General features: G+C 63.2%; 16 protein-coding genes. 3 read left to right on the top strand and 13 right to left on the bottom strand.

Features of this window, described 5'->3' with window-relative positions; all coding sequences use genetic code 11:
* Nucleotides 1-7 precede the first annotated feature (7 nt).
* From J7U46_RS21020 to J7U46_RS21005, 4 genes are read right to left on the bottom strand one after another with little or no spacing between them, the layout of a single operon-like run.
* The gene (locus tag J7U46_RS21020) at nt 8-745 is read right to left on the bottom strand and encodes a LytTR family DNA-binding domain-containing protein (protein ID WP_282829180.1); all 738 of its coding nucleotides are present in this window, start codon (nt 743-745) and stop codon (nt 8-10) included.
* Complete coding sequence (locus J7U46_RS21015) at nt 742-1,782, bottom strand: hypothetical protein (RefSeq protein WP_282829179.1); 1,041 nt, start codon at nt 1,780-1,782, stop codon at nt 742-744. The genes J7U46_RS21020 and J7U46_RS21015 overlap by 4 nt, the downstream gene beginning before the upstream one ends.
* Entirely contained in the window at nt 1,773-2,849 is a 1,077-nt protein-coding gene (locus tag J7U46_RS21010; protein ID WP_282829178.1) for a histidine kinase, read from the bottom strand. Before J7U46_RS21010 ends, J7U46_RS21015 begins: the two co-directional genes overlap by 10 nt.
* 19 nt (nt 2,850-2,868) lie before the next feature.
* The gene (locus J7U46_RS21005; RefSeq protein WP_282829177.1) at nt 2,869-3,261 is read right to left on the bottom strand and encodes a hypothetical protein; all 393 of its coding nucleotides are present in this window, start codon (nt 3,259-3,261) and stop codon (nt 2,869-2,871) included.
* A 202-nt stretch (nt 3,262-3,463) separates the two neighbouring features.
* On the opposite strand from J7U46_RS21005, the gene J7U46_RS21000 reads away from it, so the two are divergent.
* Nucleotides 3,464-4,678 carry a tetratricopeptide repeat protein gene (locus J7U46_RS21000; protein ID WP_282829176.1) on the top strand — a complete coding sequence of 405 codons (1,215 nt, stop codon included), beginning with the start codon at nt 3,464-3,466 and terminating at the stop codon, nt 4,676-4,678.
* A 64-nt stretch (nt 4,679-4,742) separates the two neighbouring features.
* On the top strand, nt 4,743-5,024 hold the full coding sequence (locus J7U46_RS20995; RefSeq protein ID WP_282829175.1) for a hypothetical protein: 282 nt from the start codon (nt 4,743-4,745) through the stop codon (nt 5,022-5,024).
* A gap of 123 nt (nt 5,025-5,147) precedes the next feature.
* On the opposite strand, the gene J7U46_RS20990 is transcribed toward J7U46_RS20995, so the two are convergent.
* Nucleotides 5,148-6,086 carry a winged helix-turn-helix domain-containing protein gene (locus tag J7U46_RS20990; RefSeq protein WP_282829174.1) on the bottom strand — a complete coding sequence of 313 codons (939 nt, stop codon included), beginning with the start codon at nt 6,084-6,086 and terminating at the stop codon, nt 5,148-5,150.
* Between the two features lie 63 nt (nt 6,087-6,149).
* On the opposite strand from J7U46_RS20990, the gene J7U46_RS20985 reads away from it, so the two are divergent.
* Nucleotides 6,150-7,700 (top strand): hypothetical protein, encoded by a 1,551-nt coding sequence (locus J7U46_RS20985; RefSeq protein ID WP_282829173.1) that lies wholly within the window; start codon nt 6,150-6,152, stop codon nt 7,698-7,700.
* A 227-nt stretch (nt 7,701-7,927) separates the two neighbouring features.
* Here J7U46_RS20985 and J7U46_RS20980 read toward each other — a convergent pair whose 3' ends face one another.
* The 8 genes from J7U46_RS20980 to J7U46_RS20940 form a co-directional block, all read right to left on the bottom strand.
* Nucleotides 7,928-8,467 (bottom strand): hypothetical protein, encoded by a 540-nt coding sequence (locus tag J7U46_RS20980; RefSeq protein ID WP_282829172.1) that lies wholly within the window; start codon nt 8,465-8,467, stop codon nt 7,928-7,930.
* A 134-nt stretch (nt 8,468-8,601) separates the two neighbouring features.
* Nucleotides 8,602-9,750: a DUF4062 domain-containing protein gene (locus tag J7U46_RS20975; RefSeq protein WP_282829171.1), complete on the bottom strand. Its 1,149-nt coding sequence runs from the start codon at nt 9,748-9,750 to the stop codon at nt 8,602-8,604.
* An 85-nt stretch (nt 9,751-9,835) separates the two neighbouring features.
* Nucleotides 9,836-10,240 carry a hypothetical protein gene (locus tag J7U46_RS20970; protein ID WP_282829170.1) on the bottom strand — a complete coding sequence of 135 codons (405 nt, stop codon included), beginning with the start codon at nt 10,238-10,240 and terminating at the stop codon, nt 9,836-9,838.
* Nucleotides 10,241-10,636: 396 nt separating this feature from the next.
* A complete protein-coding gene (locus J7U46_RS20965) occupies nt 10,637-10,939 on the bottom strand; it encodes a hypothetical protein (RefSeq protein ID WP_282829169.1) in 303 nt (100 codons plus the stop codon).
* 1,350 nt (nt 10,940-12,289) lie between these two features.
* Nucleotides 12,290-12,835, bottom strand: a complete 546-nt coding sequence (locus J7U46_RS20955) for a hypothetical protein (RefSeq protein WP_282829167.1) — start codon at nt 12,833-12,835, stop codon at nt 12,290-12,292.
* A 515-nt stretch (nt 12,836-13,350) separates the two neighbouring features.
* Nucleotides 13,351-13,650: a hypothetical protein gene (locus tag J7U46_RS20950; RefSeq protein WP_282829166.1), complete on the bottom strand. Its 300-nt coding sequence runs from the start codon at nt 13,648-13,650 to the stop codon at nt 13,351-13,353.
* Nucleotides 13,651-13,821: 171 nt separating this feature from the next.
* A complete protein-coding gene (locus J7U46_RS20945; protein WP_282829165.1) occupies nt 13,822-14,193 on the bottom strand; it encodes a hypothetical protein in 372 nt (123 codons plus the stop codon).
* A gap of 100 nt (nt 14,194-14,293) precedes the next feature.
* On the bottom strand, nt 14,294-14,692 hold the full coding sequence (locus tag J7U46_RS20940) for a tetratricopeptide repeat protein (protein ID WP_282829164.1): 399 nt from the start codon (nt 14,690-14,692) through the stop codon (nt 14,294-14,296).
* Nucleotides 14,693-15,031: the final 339 nt, after the last annotated feature.

Here is a 15,031-nt window from a genome sequence, read left to right as displayed (position 1 = left end):
ACGCGATTCAGAGTTGCTTGAAGCGGTGTGAGTAGGCGGGGCTGACCTCCAGCGACTCGGCCCGGCTCTTCAGCGCGATGCTGAGCTTGCCGCTCAGGGCCCGGCTGACCGACTTGATCGCATGGGCGTTCACGATGGTCGAGCGGTGGACCTGCCAGAAATGCTCGCCGTCGAGGCGCTGTATCAGCTCCTTCAGCGGCACCGAGATCAGGGCCTCGGTGTCGGCCGTCACCACGGCCACGTATTTGTTGTCGGCGCGGAAATAGACCACGTCGTCCACCGTGATCAGCTGCAGCTCGCGGCCGCGCTGCACGGTGATCCAGCGCAGCGGCTCGGGGCTGGCCGGCGCGGCCTGGGCCTGGAGCCCGCCCAGGTCGGCCGGCGGCTGCGGCAGGCGCTCTTTCAGGCGCAGCAGGGTCTTGGCCATGCGGGCCGGGTCCAGCGGCTTGAGCAGGTAGCCGACCGCGCCTTCGTCGAAGGCCTGCACCGCGTAGCGCTCGTGGGCGGTGATGAAGACCACATGGGCGCGCCGGCCGATGAGCTGGGCCACCTCGAGGCCGGAGAGCCCCGGCATCTGCACGTCGAGGAAGCAGACCTCGGGCTGCAACTGCTCGACGAGGCGCAGTGCCTCGTGGCCGTCGCGGGCCATGGCCACGACCTGGGCCTCGGGCCATTGGCGCAGCAGCTCCTCGCGGATCTCGGTGGCGAGCAGGGCTTCGTCTTCGGCGATCAGGATGCGGGTCATGGGGGCGTTGGGGCTGAGGCGGCGATGGGCCAGCTGAGTTTGAACAGGGGCAATACGTCCTGCTTGTCTTCGAGCCGCAGCGAGGCCTGCTCGCCGTGCACGGCCTGCAGGCGCCGCGCGAGCTCCTGCAGCGGCACGCGTGCGGCGGCGGCCCGGGCCCGTTCGGCATCGGGCCCCAGGGCCTGCAGCTGCAGTTCGGCGCGGGCGCCGCTCGCCAGCAGGGACAGGCTCCACAGCGACTGGCCTTCGTCCAGCAGCGGGCGCACCAGGGGCAGCAGCACCAGGGGCGCGAGCGGCCAGTCGGGCGGGTCGTTGAGGCCGGCCAGGTGCAGCCGCTCGGTGTGCAGCGCATCGGCGCTCATCAGGCTGGCGTAGGCGCGCAGCGCGTGGACCTCGCGAGCCAGCGTCGACAGCTCGGCCTCCACGTGCGGCTGCAATGCGCGCAGCCAGGCGATCAGCGCGGCCAGCCGGGCCTGGGCGCGTTCGGGTTGCTCCAGCAACTCCCGGTCCAGCGTGGCGAGCCGCTCCGACAGCAGCGCCGGGTCGACGCGAGCCTGCAGCGCCAGCAACTGAGCGGCGGCCAGCTTGCGCTCGCGCTCGGCAGCGTCGTCCTGCAAGGCCTTCAAACGCGCCTGCACACGCTTCGAGAAGCGCTGCTGCACATAGACCGTCATGCCGAGTGAATGCCAGATGAAGCTGCTGCCGGCCAGATTGAAGTCTTCCTTGCTGCCCCACCATTCCACCTTGCCCAGCACCGGGTAGAGCGAGGGCGCGATGACCCAGACGCCGAGGCCTATGGTCAGCAGCACCACGCCGGGGTAGGCCAGCCAGGCGGGCAACTGGCCCGCATCGACACGTTCGTTGGCGAGCCGCGTGAGCAGCACCGCTGGCAGACCGAACTGCAGCACGTTGTAGGTGAGCGCGTTGAGCAGCCCGTCGGCGAGGTTGTTGTCCAGGGGCGTGCCATTGGCCACCAGGGTGCCGCCGCCCACCAGCAGCACCCAGCCGAGGTCGCCGAGCTTGAGCTTCAGGCCCATGGCAACTGCACCCGGGCAATCAGGCCTTGCGGCTGGTTGAGATGCAGGCTGAGCCGGGCACGCGGGCCATGCAGGGCCGCGAGGCGTGCACGCAGCGTGGCGAGGCCGGTGCCGCCGCCGCTGCCGGGGCTCATGCCGGCGCCGGTGTCGGCCACTTCCAGCAGCAACTGCTGGGCCTGCTCGGGATCGGGAATCGCCCGCACGCAGATCTCGCCGCCCTCGACCCGGGGCGTGATGCCATGCTTGATTGCGTTCTCGGCCAGGGTGAGCAGGCAGGTGGAGGGCACGATGACCTGCTCGAGACCCGGCGCGATGTCAAAGTGCAGCCTCAGCCGGTCCGGCCCGATGCGGCGCTGGTGCAGGGCCAGGAAGGCGCGCACCAGGTCCAGCTCGCGGGCCAGTGGCGTCTCGGCCTGGCGCAGCTCGGGCAGGGCCGCCGCCAGGTAGACACGCAGATCGGACAGCATCGCGCGGGCCGCGAGGGTGTCGGTGTGGGCCAGGCGGCGCAAATGAGCCAGGGTGTTGAAAAGAAAGTGCGGCTCCACCTGGGCCTGCAGCAGGGCGGTGCGTGCCTGGTCCAGCTGGCGGGACAGGTCGGCCGTGTTTTGGCGCAGCGATTCCGCGTCCGTCTCGCCGCGCCGCCGGCGCTGGCGGTACTCGGCCGCCAGGCAGGCCACCGCCGTGATGCTTGCTTGAATCTGCAGGTCATACAGGCTGCGCGGCAGCACGCCATTGTTTGACAGGCCGAGCAGGGTGCCGATCAGCGGCGACAGCAAGGTCAAGCCGAAGATCTGCAGCCCCAGTGCACGCGGACGGTGCTCGGCGTTGCCGGGCAGCAGGCGCTGCGTGAGGCTGGCCAGCAGCCACAGGCACCAGATCCAGGTCGACACACCCAGGCCGATATGGGCCCGGTCGCGCAGCCGCACGCCGCAGTCATCGCCGTCAATGAGCCGGCAGCCCAGCAGGCTGGGCACCACCCAGGCCGCGCCCAGCAACAGGCACAGAGCGGCTGCGATCAGCTGGTCGCGGCGTTCGGGGCGGCTCGGCAGCAGCGAGGCAAGGGCCATGGATGGGTGGGGGTGGTCTTCAGCGCGATTCTGAAATGGCCACGACCGGTGCGCTGGCCTTGGCGAGGCTGGCAGGAGGGGCGGGGTCGGCGAAACGGATATTAAGCACGTAACGCTGCGGCGTGCCGCCCTTGCAATCCAGCGAGTAGAGCGCGGTGCGCACTTGGCCGCGGTAGAGCCGATGCCCGTCTACCCAGAGCGGCTGCACGCGGCCCTTGGCATTGACCTCGAATTCGGCCCGCACCTCGCCCTCACGGCCGATGCGCTGCATGCTGCTGGCAAGGAGCTCGGGCAGTTGCTCGGCTGCCAAGGGGCAGGCGGCGGGGGCGCTTGGCGCTTGCGGGGCGGCCAGGGCGGTGCCGCAGGCCAGCATTGCAAAGCTGGCAAGGGTGGTGCGCAGGGATGATTTCATGAAGGGCTCCTCGGTGCGTGGTGATGAAGTGCCGCGAAGTTACGCAGCGCTGCTGCGCCGGTCAGCCCATGTCAGACGAAGCCCGGAAACCACCCGACGAAGCGGGCCAGGGTCCGGACGGCGGTCGGGCGAATTTGCTACGCTGCCGGCAGCCGCCAGCGGGCGGTTCGCCGTCAGGCCATCACGAGAGGGAGAAGAAGGAATGAACAGCTGGAAGTCATGGGGAGTTCTCGGCCGCCGCGCGCTACTCGGCGCGACCCTGGCCCTGTCGGCACTGGCCTGTGCCGGCACCAAGGAAGAGATCCAGGCCGACATGCGCGCCGGGCGCTGGGAATCGGCCGACAAGCGACTGGTCGAGACGCTGGCCAAGCACCCGGGCAACGCCCTGGCCCACTACTGGCGCGCCCAGACTCAGCTGCACCTGGGCCATGCCGACAGCGCGCGCAGCGAGCTGCAAAAGGCGATGGAGCTGGATCCCTCCGAACGCTTCTCCGGCGACAAGGCCCGCCTGGCCCAGCTCAAGGAACGCCTGGGCCTGGGCAACGGCGGCGGTGCTGAGGTGCTCAGCGCGCCGGCTGAAGAAGCGCGTGTGCAGCCGGCCGAACCGGCACCGCGCGTGGAGCCGGCCGCCGCCGCGAGGCCGGCCGTTGAGGTCGCGCCGGTTCGCGAAGCCAAACGCTCTGGCGGCCTGGGCCTGGGCAGCATGCTGCTGATCGCGGCGCTCATCATCGTGCCGGTGGGCTACCTGCTGTTCCGCAAGCAGCGCGACGTGCTGCGCCAGGACGACCGCGAGCAATGGCAGGGCCGCATCCGCGAAACCCTGGGGGACCTGGACAACGCGCTGCGCGCCAGCGACGCCAATCAGCAGCTCAGCCCCGAGGCCAAGCTCGGCAACTACGACCGCGTCCGCCAGGCCAAAGCCGAACTGGACAGCGCCCTCGGCGCCTTGCCACGCACCACCGACTTCGAGCCGGTGGCCCGCATCGTCGAACGCAGCCAGGACCTGGCCGCCGACCTGCGCGGCGAGCAGCGCCCGAGCGACCGCCGCCGCGAGCAGGAGGCTGCCAAGCTGGCCTACGAGCGCGATATGCGTGCTCGCGAGATGGAGGCGCGGGCCCAGCAGGGCTATGGACAGCCGGTGGGCGCCGGCGGTTCGTCCATCCTTCCCACGGTGGCTGCCGTGGCCGTCGGCGCCGCCCTCGGCAGCGCCATGAGCCAGAGCCATGCCGGCACCCGCCACAGCAGCCGCGATGACGAAGACGAGATGCGCCGGCGTGATGCCGAGTACGACCGCATGGCCGGCAGCGGCTCAGGCAGCTCGGGCCTGGATCTGGGCGGCAGTGGGGACAGCAGCTCGGACTGGGACAGCGGTGGCAGCTCGGACACCGGTGGTGGCGGAAGCGACAGCTTCGACTGAATACTGTTTATTCATACAGTTGTTGCGCTAGACTGGCCGCATTCGTCGGTGACCAGGAGCGCCCATGCTTTTGAACTTGAATGACCCGGACAGCATCGTCGGCTGGTGGCTGACCTTCCCGGAGCGGCATGATGCCTATCTTGAGTACGTGGCCCGGCATTCGCCACAGTTCGGCCCGGCCATCCGCCAGGCGCGGCAGCAGCTCCGGGCCGATCCGCACTGCCGGGCTCTGCTTGAGCAGGCCGCCGAGATGGCGCGCCGGGCGCCCCAGGTCCAGAGCGAACCTGAGGACGAAGACGACGCGGTCGATTTGCCGGTCTCCGCCTACCTGGAGATGGCGCACTGAATGCGCCCTGGGTGGGTCCGGGTTGAATGATTGCAGTTGCCGTGCGTCGCCTTGATGGCTCGGTATTGGGCTTGGTTGCAGCGGCGGCCAGGCCCTTTTTTGCTGCTTGAGGCTGCGCGCTTGTCAGGGCTTGCGCCGGTTTGCGGTGGCCCCGGCGTAGTCCGCCTGACACTTGTCCCGGGGGACGTCGACACCCTCGTAGCACGCGACATGCAGCAGATGCGACACCGGATGTTCGGTGCCGCAGAAGCGCTTGGCGCGGGCGATGCTGTAGGGTGTGTCGCCCCAGACGTTGCGCACCACCACCCGAGCATTGGCATCAAGCAGCATCCGCACGGCCAGCATCAGTTTTTGCCGGTCGTGTCCCGGGTTCCACTCGCAGATTTCTACGATGAAATGCAGCGCCGCAGTGCCCTGGTTGTCGAACGGCGTGTTGGGGTCCCAACCCATGTTGAGCAAATGGCGGATCTTCTGCAGGTCCAGCTCACGCAGGGCATCCCGGGCCTCGAGTTGGCTGACTGCAGGGCTCGAGCCGGCGGTGGCGCTTTGGCGGAGCGCTTGTGTTGCGAAGCCGAGCAAGCCGATTGCCAGCAGGACGCTGGCGAGCATCCCGCCCCAGTACCAGGGGCGCTGAACGGCTCGCCGGTGCGGGGTCTGGTCCCGGGCCAACCCTGGCGTCGGCAGTTCACGCAGGGGCGCCGTCTGCGGTAGCTCGGTCAGATCCAGGGTCACCGGCACGGCCAGTTTGTAGCCAACCCGCGGCACGGTCAGGATCGTGCTGTCGCCAGCCTCACCCAATGCCCGGCGAACCTTCAAGACGGCGGTGGCGAGCGAGGCCTCGACCACGGAGACGCCGGGCCAGACGGCAGCCAGCAGCTCTTCCTTGCTGACGGTCTCGCCGGCACGGAGCAGCAGCTCGTGAAGCAGCTCCATTGGCTTGGCCTCGATGGGGACTTCACGGCCACCGACGACAAGCGTCCAGCTTCGCTCGTCGAGCACTGCAGAAGCGAAGCGCCAGCGCCGCCCCTGCCGCCGGTGTGCTGAGTCGTTTCGCGCGCCCATCGCTGTTCTTCAGAGATCTTTCAGAGATTCTTCAGGGCTTGATCATGACAGAGGCGCCTTGCCATGGGCACCCTCCGCGAATGCGCGCATCTACCGATGGCGCATCCAACCAACCCCTGCGGGTCACAACCGGAGAGCGTGATGAAAGAGATCAAGAGGGCCACCCCCAAAATGCCGTCGAGCCGTGCCCCCGTGGCAGCGCTGTTCAGCGCCGTGTTCCTGTCTGGGCCGGGATGTGGTGGTGGAGACGGTGCTGCGGTGTCGCCAGCGCCGGCCCCAGCCCCAGCTCCAGCCCCTGCCCCTAAGTTGACACTGAGCGGTACGGTGGCCAAGGGCAAGGCGCTCGCGAATGCGCAGGTCAGTGTCAAGTGCGCCAGTGGCAGCGGCACGGCCACGAGCGGCAGCGACGGGCGTTACAGCCTGGACATCAGTGCCGCCACGTTGCCCTGCGCCGTGCGAGCCCGAAGCGCCGATGGCACGGAGACTTACTACTCGGTGCTTGCCGGCAGTGGGGCGGGGGCCGGGAGCAGCACGCTCAATGCCAGCCCGCTGACGGAGCTGGTGGTGGCGCGCCTCGCGGGCAGCAGCACCGCCAGCTATTTCGACGCCTTCGGTGCTAGCAGCAGCGTGAGCAGCGCTAGCGTGAGCCAGGCCATTGCCACGGTCACCAGCCTGCTCGCCGGCAAGGTGGACCTGGGCACACTCAACCCGATCAGCGATCCGTTGGTAGCGGCCAGCAGCGGCAGCGCGGGCAATGCCCATGATCAGCAACTGGACGCCCTTGGCGCCGTCCTGAGCACGGCACGCAGCAGCGTGGCCGAGCTCAGCGCTGCGCTGGCCGTCAGCGGCGCGACGCCGGCGGTGGCGAAGATGCTGTTGCAGCCTGCGGCAGTGGCCTGCCCGGCGCTGCGCAGCGGGTCCATCCGCCTGATCAATCCCCGCGAGACCGATCCGCCGTGGAAGGCGCATGTGGCCAGCTTTGACGCCACGAGCATGCGCCTGACGCTGTTCAACGGACAGGTCGTCACACTGCCGGCCGCCGATGCTGGAACGCCTTGCAGCTATACCTTTGGTTCCAACCGCTTGATGGTCAGCAGCGCCGGCCTCTGGTTCCTTTTCAACAGTGAGAACGGCAGCCGCCCGATGGCATTTGGCCTGCCCGAGCAGACCCTTCCGGTGGCGGAATTCGCTGGCGTCTGGTCGACTTTGTGGACCGGCACGGATCGTCAGGGCGGGATCGAGGGCGTCTACACCGAGCCCAACGAGACCGAGTTCGACGCCAGCGGCACGCAAACCGCCTCGCGCGTCTGCATCAACCTCACGCCCTGCTCGAGCGATACGCCCCGCGCGCGCATCGCCAGCAACCCGGCTGGGGGGTTCGATGCCCTGGTGAGCGGCAGCGCCCTGGCCCGCTTCTACATGTTCAAGTCGCCAGGGGGAGAGTTGCTGATGCTGGCGGCGGCCAACGATGCATCGAGTTGGCTGATCGGCACGCGCACCGTTGCCCCTAAGGTCTCAACAATGAGCAACGCAAGCGCAAAGAAAGCGAGTGGAGAGTTCGCCGCCCGAACGATGTGCGAACGCGTAGAGATCATTGACTTGGCCATGCCTTGAGCACCCGCCGAGTCTTGTGGTTGTCCCGCCCTATGCGGCTCCTCTCCTTCAATCTCAATCGGCATTGGTACTTGCTACCCAACGATTGAGGCACCCGGTGGCCTACGGCGGAACGCCGTTGGTCGTCCGGTTGAGCCGCGAGCGGCGGCTTGCCGACGCGAGTCGGCTCGAGCGACTGGTTAGGTCGCCGCAAACCCCGATAGTAAGAACCTGTCCAGAGCACAGTTCTACTTTGTCCGGCTGCGCATGCTCTGCTTGAGGAAATCAGCAACCGCAGGGTCATTTTTTTCCAACTCCCAGTTCCCATCCTGAACCGATTTCGCGTAGTCGATGCAGAGGCTTGCCTTGGCCTCGGCAGGCTCGATGAGCTTGATAGGCGTGAGAAGGGCTGTCAGTTGAGCGTCAACCGTCTGCGGAACAACGACCTCAAACAAGTTCTTTATGCCTGAACGCTGGCTCGCAGTCGCAGTCGGGCTGGACGCCATTCGAAGGAGTTCACTCTTCAATCGCTTGTTCTCTTCCAAGAACCCGTCATGTCTCGCCTCCCACCCTGCAAGGGCGGCCTCTCCCGCACGTCGAGCCGCTTCGCCGTAGACGGCGCATTTCGAGAAGAGCCCCTTCAGAATCTGCCGGCCGGCCTCCGGTGAAACGGCTGCCGCTCCCGCAAGCTCCGCCGGGCTGTTGTACTTAAGCCGTTGCGCATCTGAGCATTGAGGCTGAACAAGCAGCACCAGCAGCCCGATCAAGCCGACGTTCTTTACGAGCATCAAATTACCTAAGGTTCGTTGAAATTGCGAGAGCCCATTCGTCAACTCGAGCACTATGCATTGCAAGCCACAAAGCATTGCGACCTAACGTTTGAATTCAGCGGCTGCCGGAGGCAGTCCGCTGCAATGACGGGTTAGCTTTGTGCGTCCAGTGAGTCGCCCCGCGGGGGCTCGCGTTGAGCCAAGAACTCATCAATCGGTTCAGATCTGTATCTGAGGATTGAGCTCCGGGCATCACTTTCTTCAAGGAGAGCATCCACAATGGCCTCTCTGGAACGACTTTCAACCCTTTGGAAAGACGCCCAGTCACGTTGCAGTGACTCAAACACGCGAGGCGGAAGACGCATGATGTAGAAGGTTCCGTCAGCACGGACCAAGAACATTCGTGCAGATATAAGTCGATTCGGCTCTTCCGCTATTCGCGTTTCAACGATTCCAGCACGCTCGAGTAGTTCATCCCATCCGATGTTAGAGAGCAGCAGTGCCTTTTGATCTACGTCGCGGAGACCTGAAACAAAGTCGATTAGGTGCCGAAACTGCACCGCACCTTTAGCCGTGTCTCGAAGGCCAGGCGTAGCCAGAGACGCTAGAACGACCGCTTTCAGATCCTCAATTCGTTCCGAGAAGTCGCGATAGCGGCGAGCTTCAGCAGTTCTCGTCTGCGACTCCTCCAGTAGACGCTGGAACAGCTGTGACCATTGCGAGACCAGATGGAGTCGTATTTCCTCAAGCCTCGAGAATCCGATAACGCTATTCCCAGTGAGGCGGTGGGAAAGAAAATTAATGAATTCAAAGATGTACTTCGCGGTTTCCTTCTTTTGAATGGAAGGGAAGACCATTTGATCGACAACCAGGGGGTTGTCCTTGTTTTTCTCGTAGACGAGGTGATCGTGTAGAACTCGCTCGTCGACGAAGGCGTAGACAGGAACAGCCGATTCGACGGCCTTGATTACCTCAAGCTGGGTTATGGACAGCTTTTCCTTGGCTAGAACTGCTGTGGGGCTGCTTGACATGCCTGCGACCGCGTCCCAGTCGACGGACGCCAGTGCGGCGGGGACTGCCGTTCCCCCGAAGCGGGATCCAATGATTAGCACCACAACGTCACAACCCACTACTTCTTTAACGCAACTGTCATGCGTGTGCAATCTCGGATCGAACAAGACGTCGGAGTAGTCACTCATCACCGGCTCGTAGCCGCAGTTGACTATGAATGGACGCAGCTCTGACCGGACTATGTCGAGGTCGTAGCAGGTGGATGAAACAAAAACTCGAAGTCGTGCCACAGAGACTCCTCACAAAGCTAACGTTGAAGCTGAGCCGCGAGCGGCGGCTTGCCGACGCGAGTCGGCTCGAGCGACTGGTTAGGCGTCACGGCTTGACAACCTCTGGTGGCGCTTCAACGCCGATGAACTGCCTGAGATACATGGTGCTGGGTTCGTCGCTATCGATATCCATGACGTCCTCCGCTGCGCCGGCTTCGTGCGCAAGACTAATTACGAAATCGCGGTCAATTTCGCGTCGAAGCTGAACACTAAAAGAAACAACTGCCTCTACGTCTTCATACCACCCATCCACCTCGCGACCAACGTCCGGCAGTGCGAGGTTGAGGCCAAGCTCTCCTTCTCCGTCCTCGCGCATTTGGCTCACCGCCCAAACATCCGAGCACTTCCAACTCCGAGATGAGATGAAGGCATTCACGGCTTCGGCGACGGCAGCCGCGTCAACGGTCGATTCACCGGGTAAGACGTACGAGGAAAGGATATGTGCGGGCATTCTTGACGCCTAACGTTGAAGCTGAGCCGCGAGCGGCGGCTTGCCGACGCGAGTCGGCTCGAGCGACTGGTTAGGCCACACTTTTCGCCCTTGAGAGTGCAAGTTGGAGAGAACCATTAGCGCCCGGCACATTCTTCTGTCTTCTTCCTGCGCAGTGATCTGTTCTCCAGGATCAAAGCGACATTTGAAATGAGTAGCAACCCAATAAACGCCTTGTCTTGAAGCGCGTAGAAATAGGCCCAGGCGAGAACTGCGGCAGCAAGCCCACACAATAGAAGCATGGATCGATCAGTAAACGTGCTCATGGATTCTTTCGAGATAGCAGCGCGTGAGGCCTAACCTTGAAGCTGAGCCGCGAGCGGCGGCCTGCCGACGCGAGTCGGCTCGAGCGACTGGTTAGGCGGCTGCATCGCCCGGACCGTAGAAGGTATGCCCTGTGTTGCGGAAGCGCAGCCAGGCGATGAACGAAGACCGCTGGACTGACTCGATCTTGAGTTGCGGCGGTCCACCGATGTTGTTGGATTTGTATTCCGGCTCAAGCCACTGAGCTTGAACCATTGCGCATGCAGCGAGCTCGGCAGCTTCCTCATTCGCGGCCCGAACAATTCGAGTGGTGTAGAAGCCGACGATTGCATTCTCAGGATTCTCGTCAGGGATGAGCACATCAGCGCCATGGAGCATCACCTGGAAGTACGGCATCGGTTTTTTGCTGCAGCCTAACGTTGAAGCTGAGCCGCGAGCGGCGGCTTGCCGACGCGAGTCGGCTCGAGCGACTGGTTAGGCGTATGGCTAGTAGTCAGACCCATGATCGCAAATCTCTAGCTTCAACCCCATCGCCGACTCAATTGCGCTGCGCCTTGACATGACCCAATCAACAGCCTCTGCGCTATAGGTCAAGGAGTGAAGCAGCGTAGTTGGTACTCGATTCGCCTTTATCTGCGCCTCTAAAGCAAACCATCCTTTCCCCTTGGCCGGTCGCATGAAGTCCAGCGTAAGGCGCACAACGTCCTCTGCCTCAAGCACGATCACTTTGCTGCAGCGAGCAATGCCAATCGTGAGGGATCTCTCATCGCGCCAACAAACCAAGTGACCAGGATTGATTTCCGCCAAGGCCTCAACGACTGCTGTCGGAACTCCGGAGTGACCGCCAATAGCCGATGGAATTTCAAGCGGGAGATCATCGCTATCGCAGAGAACTTCTACGCGAACCATTTGAATACGCCTAACGTTGAAGCTGAGCCGCGAGCGGCGGCTTGCCGACGCGAGTCGGCTCGAGCGACTGGTTAGAGGGCAACTTGAACCTCGCGGACAAATGGTGAAACGACCCTAGCAGCCTCGGCTGGCACTGCCTGCAGCAGGCAGTGCGGCGCGTTGATTTGTACCACCGAGACCAATGGCAATACCCCCTGGATATGCACCGAGGCGCTAGCCGGCACCAGACGATCATGGGACGCCCGCAAATACAGACACGGCACCTTCACAGCAGCCAGCATGGCCGACACATCGACTGAAGCCACTGAACGCAGCCTCGCTCGAAGAACCTTCGGCGCGACTCGCCGCACAGCGCCCGCAATTGCAGCGCGGAGAGCGGTTGACCCAAAGGAGCCGAGCAAAGCCCAGCTGAGTGCGGCGGACGGCGACCAGCGGAGCGGAACAAGCGGAAGAAGGCTCTTGAGTGGCTCCAACGCGGGGCGAGGATTACGGGCGAACGTGCAGCACAGGATGACCCCGCGCAAAAGTGGAGGGGCCTCCGCAGCGAGTGAGATGGCAATGGGACCCGAGAAGGACTCACCAAGAACGACGTAGGGTTCGTCGATAGGGAGAGAACGCCGCGTGAGCGCCAGCAGCTCTTCATAGCCAAGCTCCTGGTCAGTCGGATAGCGGACGACTTGAGTCGTGAATTGGTCTCCAAGAGCTTCCAAGAAAGGTGCGAACAGATCGCCTGTTCCATCCATCCCAGGAAGTAGCACTAGCGTTGGCATTGCCCTCTAACGTTGAAGCTGAGCCGCGAGCGGCGGCCTGCCGACGCGAGTCGGCTCGAGCGACTGGTTAGGTCGCACTCTTCGCCCTCGGCTGATGCTGGAAGAACAGAACGAAGTCGCGAACCGTTCTGACCTTGCCGGAGTATGGATTGTTTGTGGCGCCATCAACGGACCGCCCTGTGCGCTCTTCAACTTCCTGAGCCAGGTCGATATCCAAGTCATCGTCATCGAGGAGCAGGTCCTCCTTCAGTCGATCGTCAGCGCGAACTGGGAAAGACGGATGCACATACCTCAAATGGCTTTGGAGCTGCTCGTAGACGGCTCGGATAACCCAGGTATCCACCGCGCGAGCGTCAAAGTCCCGAGCAAACTCACAGATGCTTTGTCCTTCACGTCGAGACGCCAGAGCAAGCAACTTACCCTTCTCGCGCTTGCTCTGATAGTGCGCAAGCAAGGCGAGAACAGCCAGTCCACACAGGATCAACGCGAATGCCTTCGTACTGAACAGAGCGAAGTACACATTCACTGCCAGGAAGCATCCGAGCACCAGCCACCCCAAGATCCCAATCGGGCGAATTTTGAGTGATGGCATATAGCGGGAAGCAACGCGCATGGTGTGCGACCTAACGTTGAAGCTGAGCCGCGAGCGGCGGCTTGCCGACGCGAGTCGGCTCGAGCGACTGGTTGGGCATGCCTCTAGTCAAAGCACAACTCACCGCTAGCCCGGCCTGAACTTACATGATTTCTACACCCGTAGCGGCCGACTTCCGACGCGCATGTTCCCGTCACAACCTCTCCCCTTAGAGCCCCAAATGGGGCATTGCATGCACCCTGACACTGGGATTTGTCAGAGCAATATTTGCCCCCGTCTGTAGTCGGACGCACACATCCCTCTGCGCCAATGAGAACTCTCTCAACCTTTCCGCCAGCAGCCATGCATGTACTCTGCTCTTCGGCAGAAAGGCGTCGCACACCGTCCCGTGACACGGGCACGGTGGAGCAGCCAATACAGGCCGCGATCACAAGCAAGGCAACGATGTAGCTCTTGGGCATGCCTAACGTTGAAGCTGAGCCGCGAGCGGCGGCTTGCCGACGCGAGTCGGCTCGAGCGACAGGTTAGGCCGCAGACTAGTGCTCATGGCGCCAAGTGTGCATAACCAGAACTACCCCATCAATCAGGCATTGCTCGTAGTAAGCCAGTCCATCGCTGCCGGCCTCAAGAGTGCTCGGATCAATAAGCTGCGATGCGGCTGGTTCACAAGCAACCCAACCAGCAGCCTCAATCTCGTGCAACGCACATGCCACCGCAGCTGCATCAGATGCAGCCACCACGTAGGCATTCACGTAGGTTCCAGAAGCAGTCACCTCGGCGGCCGCTGGGTCAAGTGGTCGCGCTTCCATAGAAACGATGCGAACGAGCTGCTGCATTGCGGCCTAACGTTGAAGCTAACCGGCCCGCGACGGCAGGACGCCGAAGGGCCAGAATGAAATGAGGCCCGCAGGCGGCATGCCGTTGCGGGTCCGGTTGAGCGACTGGTTAGGCCACGGGGTATTTTGCATGCGGCATTTGAGCAGTGGGGGAACACGAGAAGGCCACGCCTACCTCGCTAGCGCGGAGTACACAACGAGCGCGCCAATGACAAGGCCAACAAGACCACCAGGCCTGAACAGGTAGGTAAACGATGCGGAGCGAACTGCAAACGCACGATGACGTTGCGCCCCGACCAGAAGCAGAAACACTCCGATGGCAAGGAAGCCGTACCCAGCAAACTCAAACAACTTCGGGTGCAAGGTCTGCTCCGCAAAGTAGAGCAGAACGGCGCCAACCGCTGCGCGCGACGCGATTTCTGCAAAGTGGAAATATGGCTTGCTCGCAAAAGCAAGGATTCCGCTACCCCAGGCACTCGGCCTTGCCATCATCACGAAACTAAGGATCATCGTGAGCAAACCGACAGCGGCGATGGCGTACATGAGCTCTTCCGAGGCCTAACGTTGAAGCTGAGCCGCGAGCGGCGGCTTGCCGACGCGAGTCGGCTCGAGCGACTGGTTAGGCCACATTTTGCGATGAAGGCTAGTGATACCCATAGCGCCGAACAAGCTCTTGAAATTCGGGAAGATCGAAGAATGGGTCCAGCACTTCCGCTTCCATGAAAAGACCCAGCATCGAGGGGTCGCGCTCAAGCTCCTCCGCGCAAAGGCCATGCAGTGCCTCTCGTTCGTTCGATTCAGCCAACGCATGGCAGGCGCTATACAGGCCACGGCGTTCAGGATTCAGGAGGCTTGCGTGCACGAACGCATTCGCAGCTTCAACCGGCCGGCCAAGAGCCTTCAGCGTTTCACCGAGATTAGTCCAACTGGTCTCTATCGTTGGGTCCATCGCAACGATCTCTTCAATAAGAGGAAGCGCCTCGGCATAGCGCTCTTCATCAAAGAGACGCAGGAATTTTTCTAGGAAGTTCTCAGACTGCATTTCTGTCTTTGTGGCCTAACGTTGAAGCTGAGCCGCGAGCGGCGGCCTGCCGACGCGAGTCGGCTCGAGCGACAGGTTAGGCCTCGGCCGCATAGACATGCTGCTCGCGATTTCCGCGCTCAAAGCGAACCACCTTGAACTGCGTGGGGGAGCACTTGAATGCCACAAGGTACTCCTCCTCGGGTTGCGCCTTATCGGCCGCCCAACGGAGAGCGATCGGTTCGTGGTCCTCGTGGTGCGGTACGCCGGAAAGCGACCTCACTGTTGATTTCCACTGAATCCTGACCCACATCCTGGACTGATTTCCGTCCAAACCTGACCCACGTACGAACCCTACCC

It is taken from the genome of Pelomonas sp. V22 (genome assembly GCF_030014915.1).
Taxonomy (GTDB): Bacteria; Pseudomonadota; Gammaproteobacteria; order Burkholderiales; family Burkholderiaceae_C; genus JAUASW01.
Note: the sequence above shows the minus strand (reverse complement) of the source record. Positions and strands in the feature narration are given on the sequence as shown.

Coding starts and splice junctions, on each gene's coding strand:
- J7U46_RS20945 (WP_282829165.1), bottom strand. CDS start 14,193: ATGTACGCCATCGCCGCTGTCGGTTTGCTCACGATGATCCTTAGTTTC.
- J7U46_RS21000 (WP_282829176.1), top strand. CDS start 3,464: ATGAACAGCTGGAAGTCATGGGGAGTTCTCGGCCGCCGCGCGCTACTC.
- J7U46_RS20965 (WP_282829169.1), bottom strand. CDS start 10,939: ATGCCGTACTTCCAGGTGATGCTCCATGGCGCTGATGTGCTCATCCCT.
- J7U46_RS21015 (WP_282829179.1), bottom strand. CDS start 1,782: ATGGGCCTGAAGCTCAAGCTCGGCGACCTCGGCTGGGTGCTGCTGGTG.
- J7U46_RS20990 (WP_282829174.1), bottom strand. CDS start 6,086: ATGGGCGCGCGAAACGACTCAGCACACCGGCGGCAGGGGCGGCGCTGG.
- J7U46_RS20955 (WP_282829167.1), bottom strand. CDS start 12,835: ATGCGCGTTGCTTCCCGCTATATGCCATCACTCAAAATTCGCCCGATT.
- J7U46_RS21005 (WP_282829177.1), bottom strand. CDS start 3,261: ATGAAATCATCCCTGCGCACCACCCTTGCCAGCTTTGCAATGCTGGCC.
- J7U46_RS20970 (WP_282829170.1), bottom strand. CDS start 10,240: ATGCCCGCACATATCCTTTCCTCGTACGTCTTACCCGGTGAATCGACC.
- J7U46_RS20940 (WP_282829164.1), bottom strand. CDS start 14,692: ATGCAGTCTGAGAACTTCCTAGAAAAATTCCTGCGTCTCTTTGATGAA.
- J7U46_RS20980 (WP_282829172.1), bottom strand. CDS start 8,467: ATGCTCGTAAAGAACGTCGGCTTGATCGGGCTGCTGGTGCTGCTTGTT.
- J7U46_RS20985 (WP_282829173.1), top strand. CDS start 6,150: ATGGGCACCCTCCGCGAATGCGCGCATCTACCGATGGCGCATCCAACC.
- J7U46_RS21020 (WP_282829180.1), bottom strand. CDS start 745: ATGACCCGCATCCTGATCGCCGAAGACGAAGCCCTGCTCGCCACCGAG.
- J7U46_RS21010 (WP_282829178.1), bottom strand. CDS start 2,849: ATGGCCCTTGCCTCGCTGCTGCCGAGCCGCCCCGAACGCCGCGACCAG.
- J7U46_RS20995 (WP_282829175.1), top strand. CDS start 4,743: ATGCTTTTGAACTTGAATGACCCGGACAGCATCGTCGGCTGGTGGCTG.
- J7U46_RS20950 (WP_282829166.1), bottom strand. CDS start 13,650: ATGCAGCAGCTCGTTCGCATCGTTTCTATGGAAGCGCGACCACTTGAC.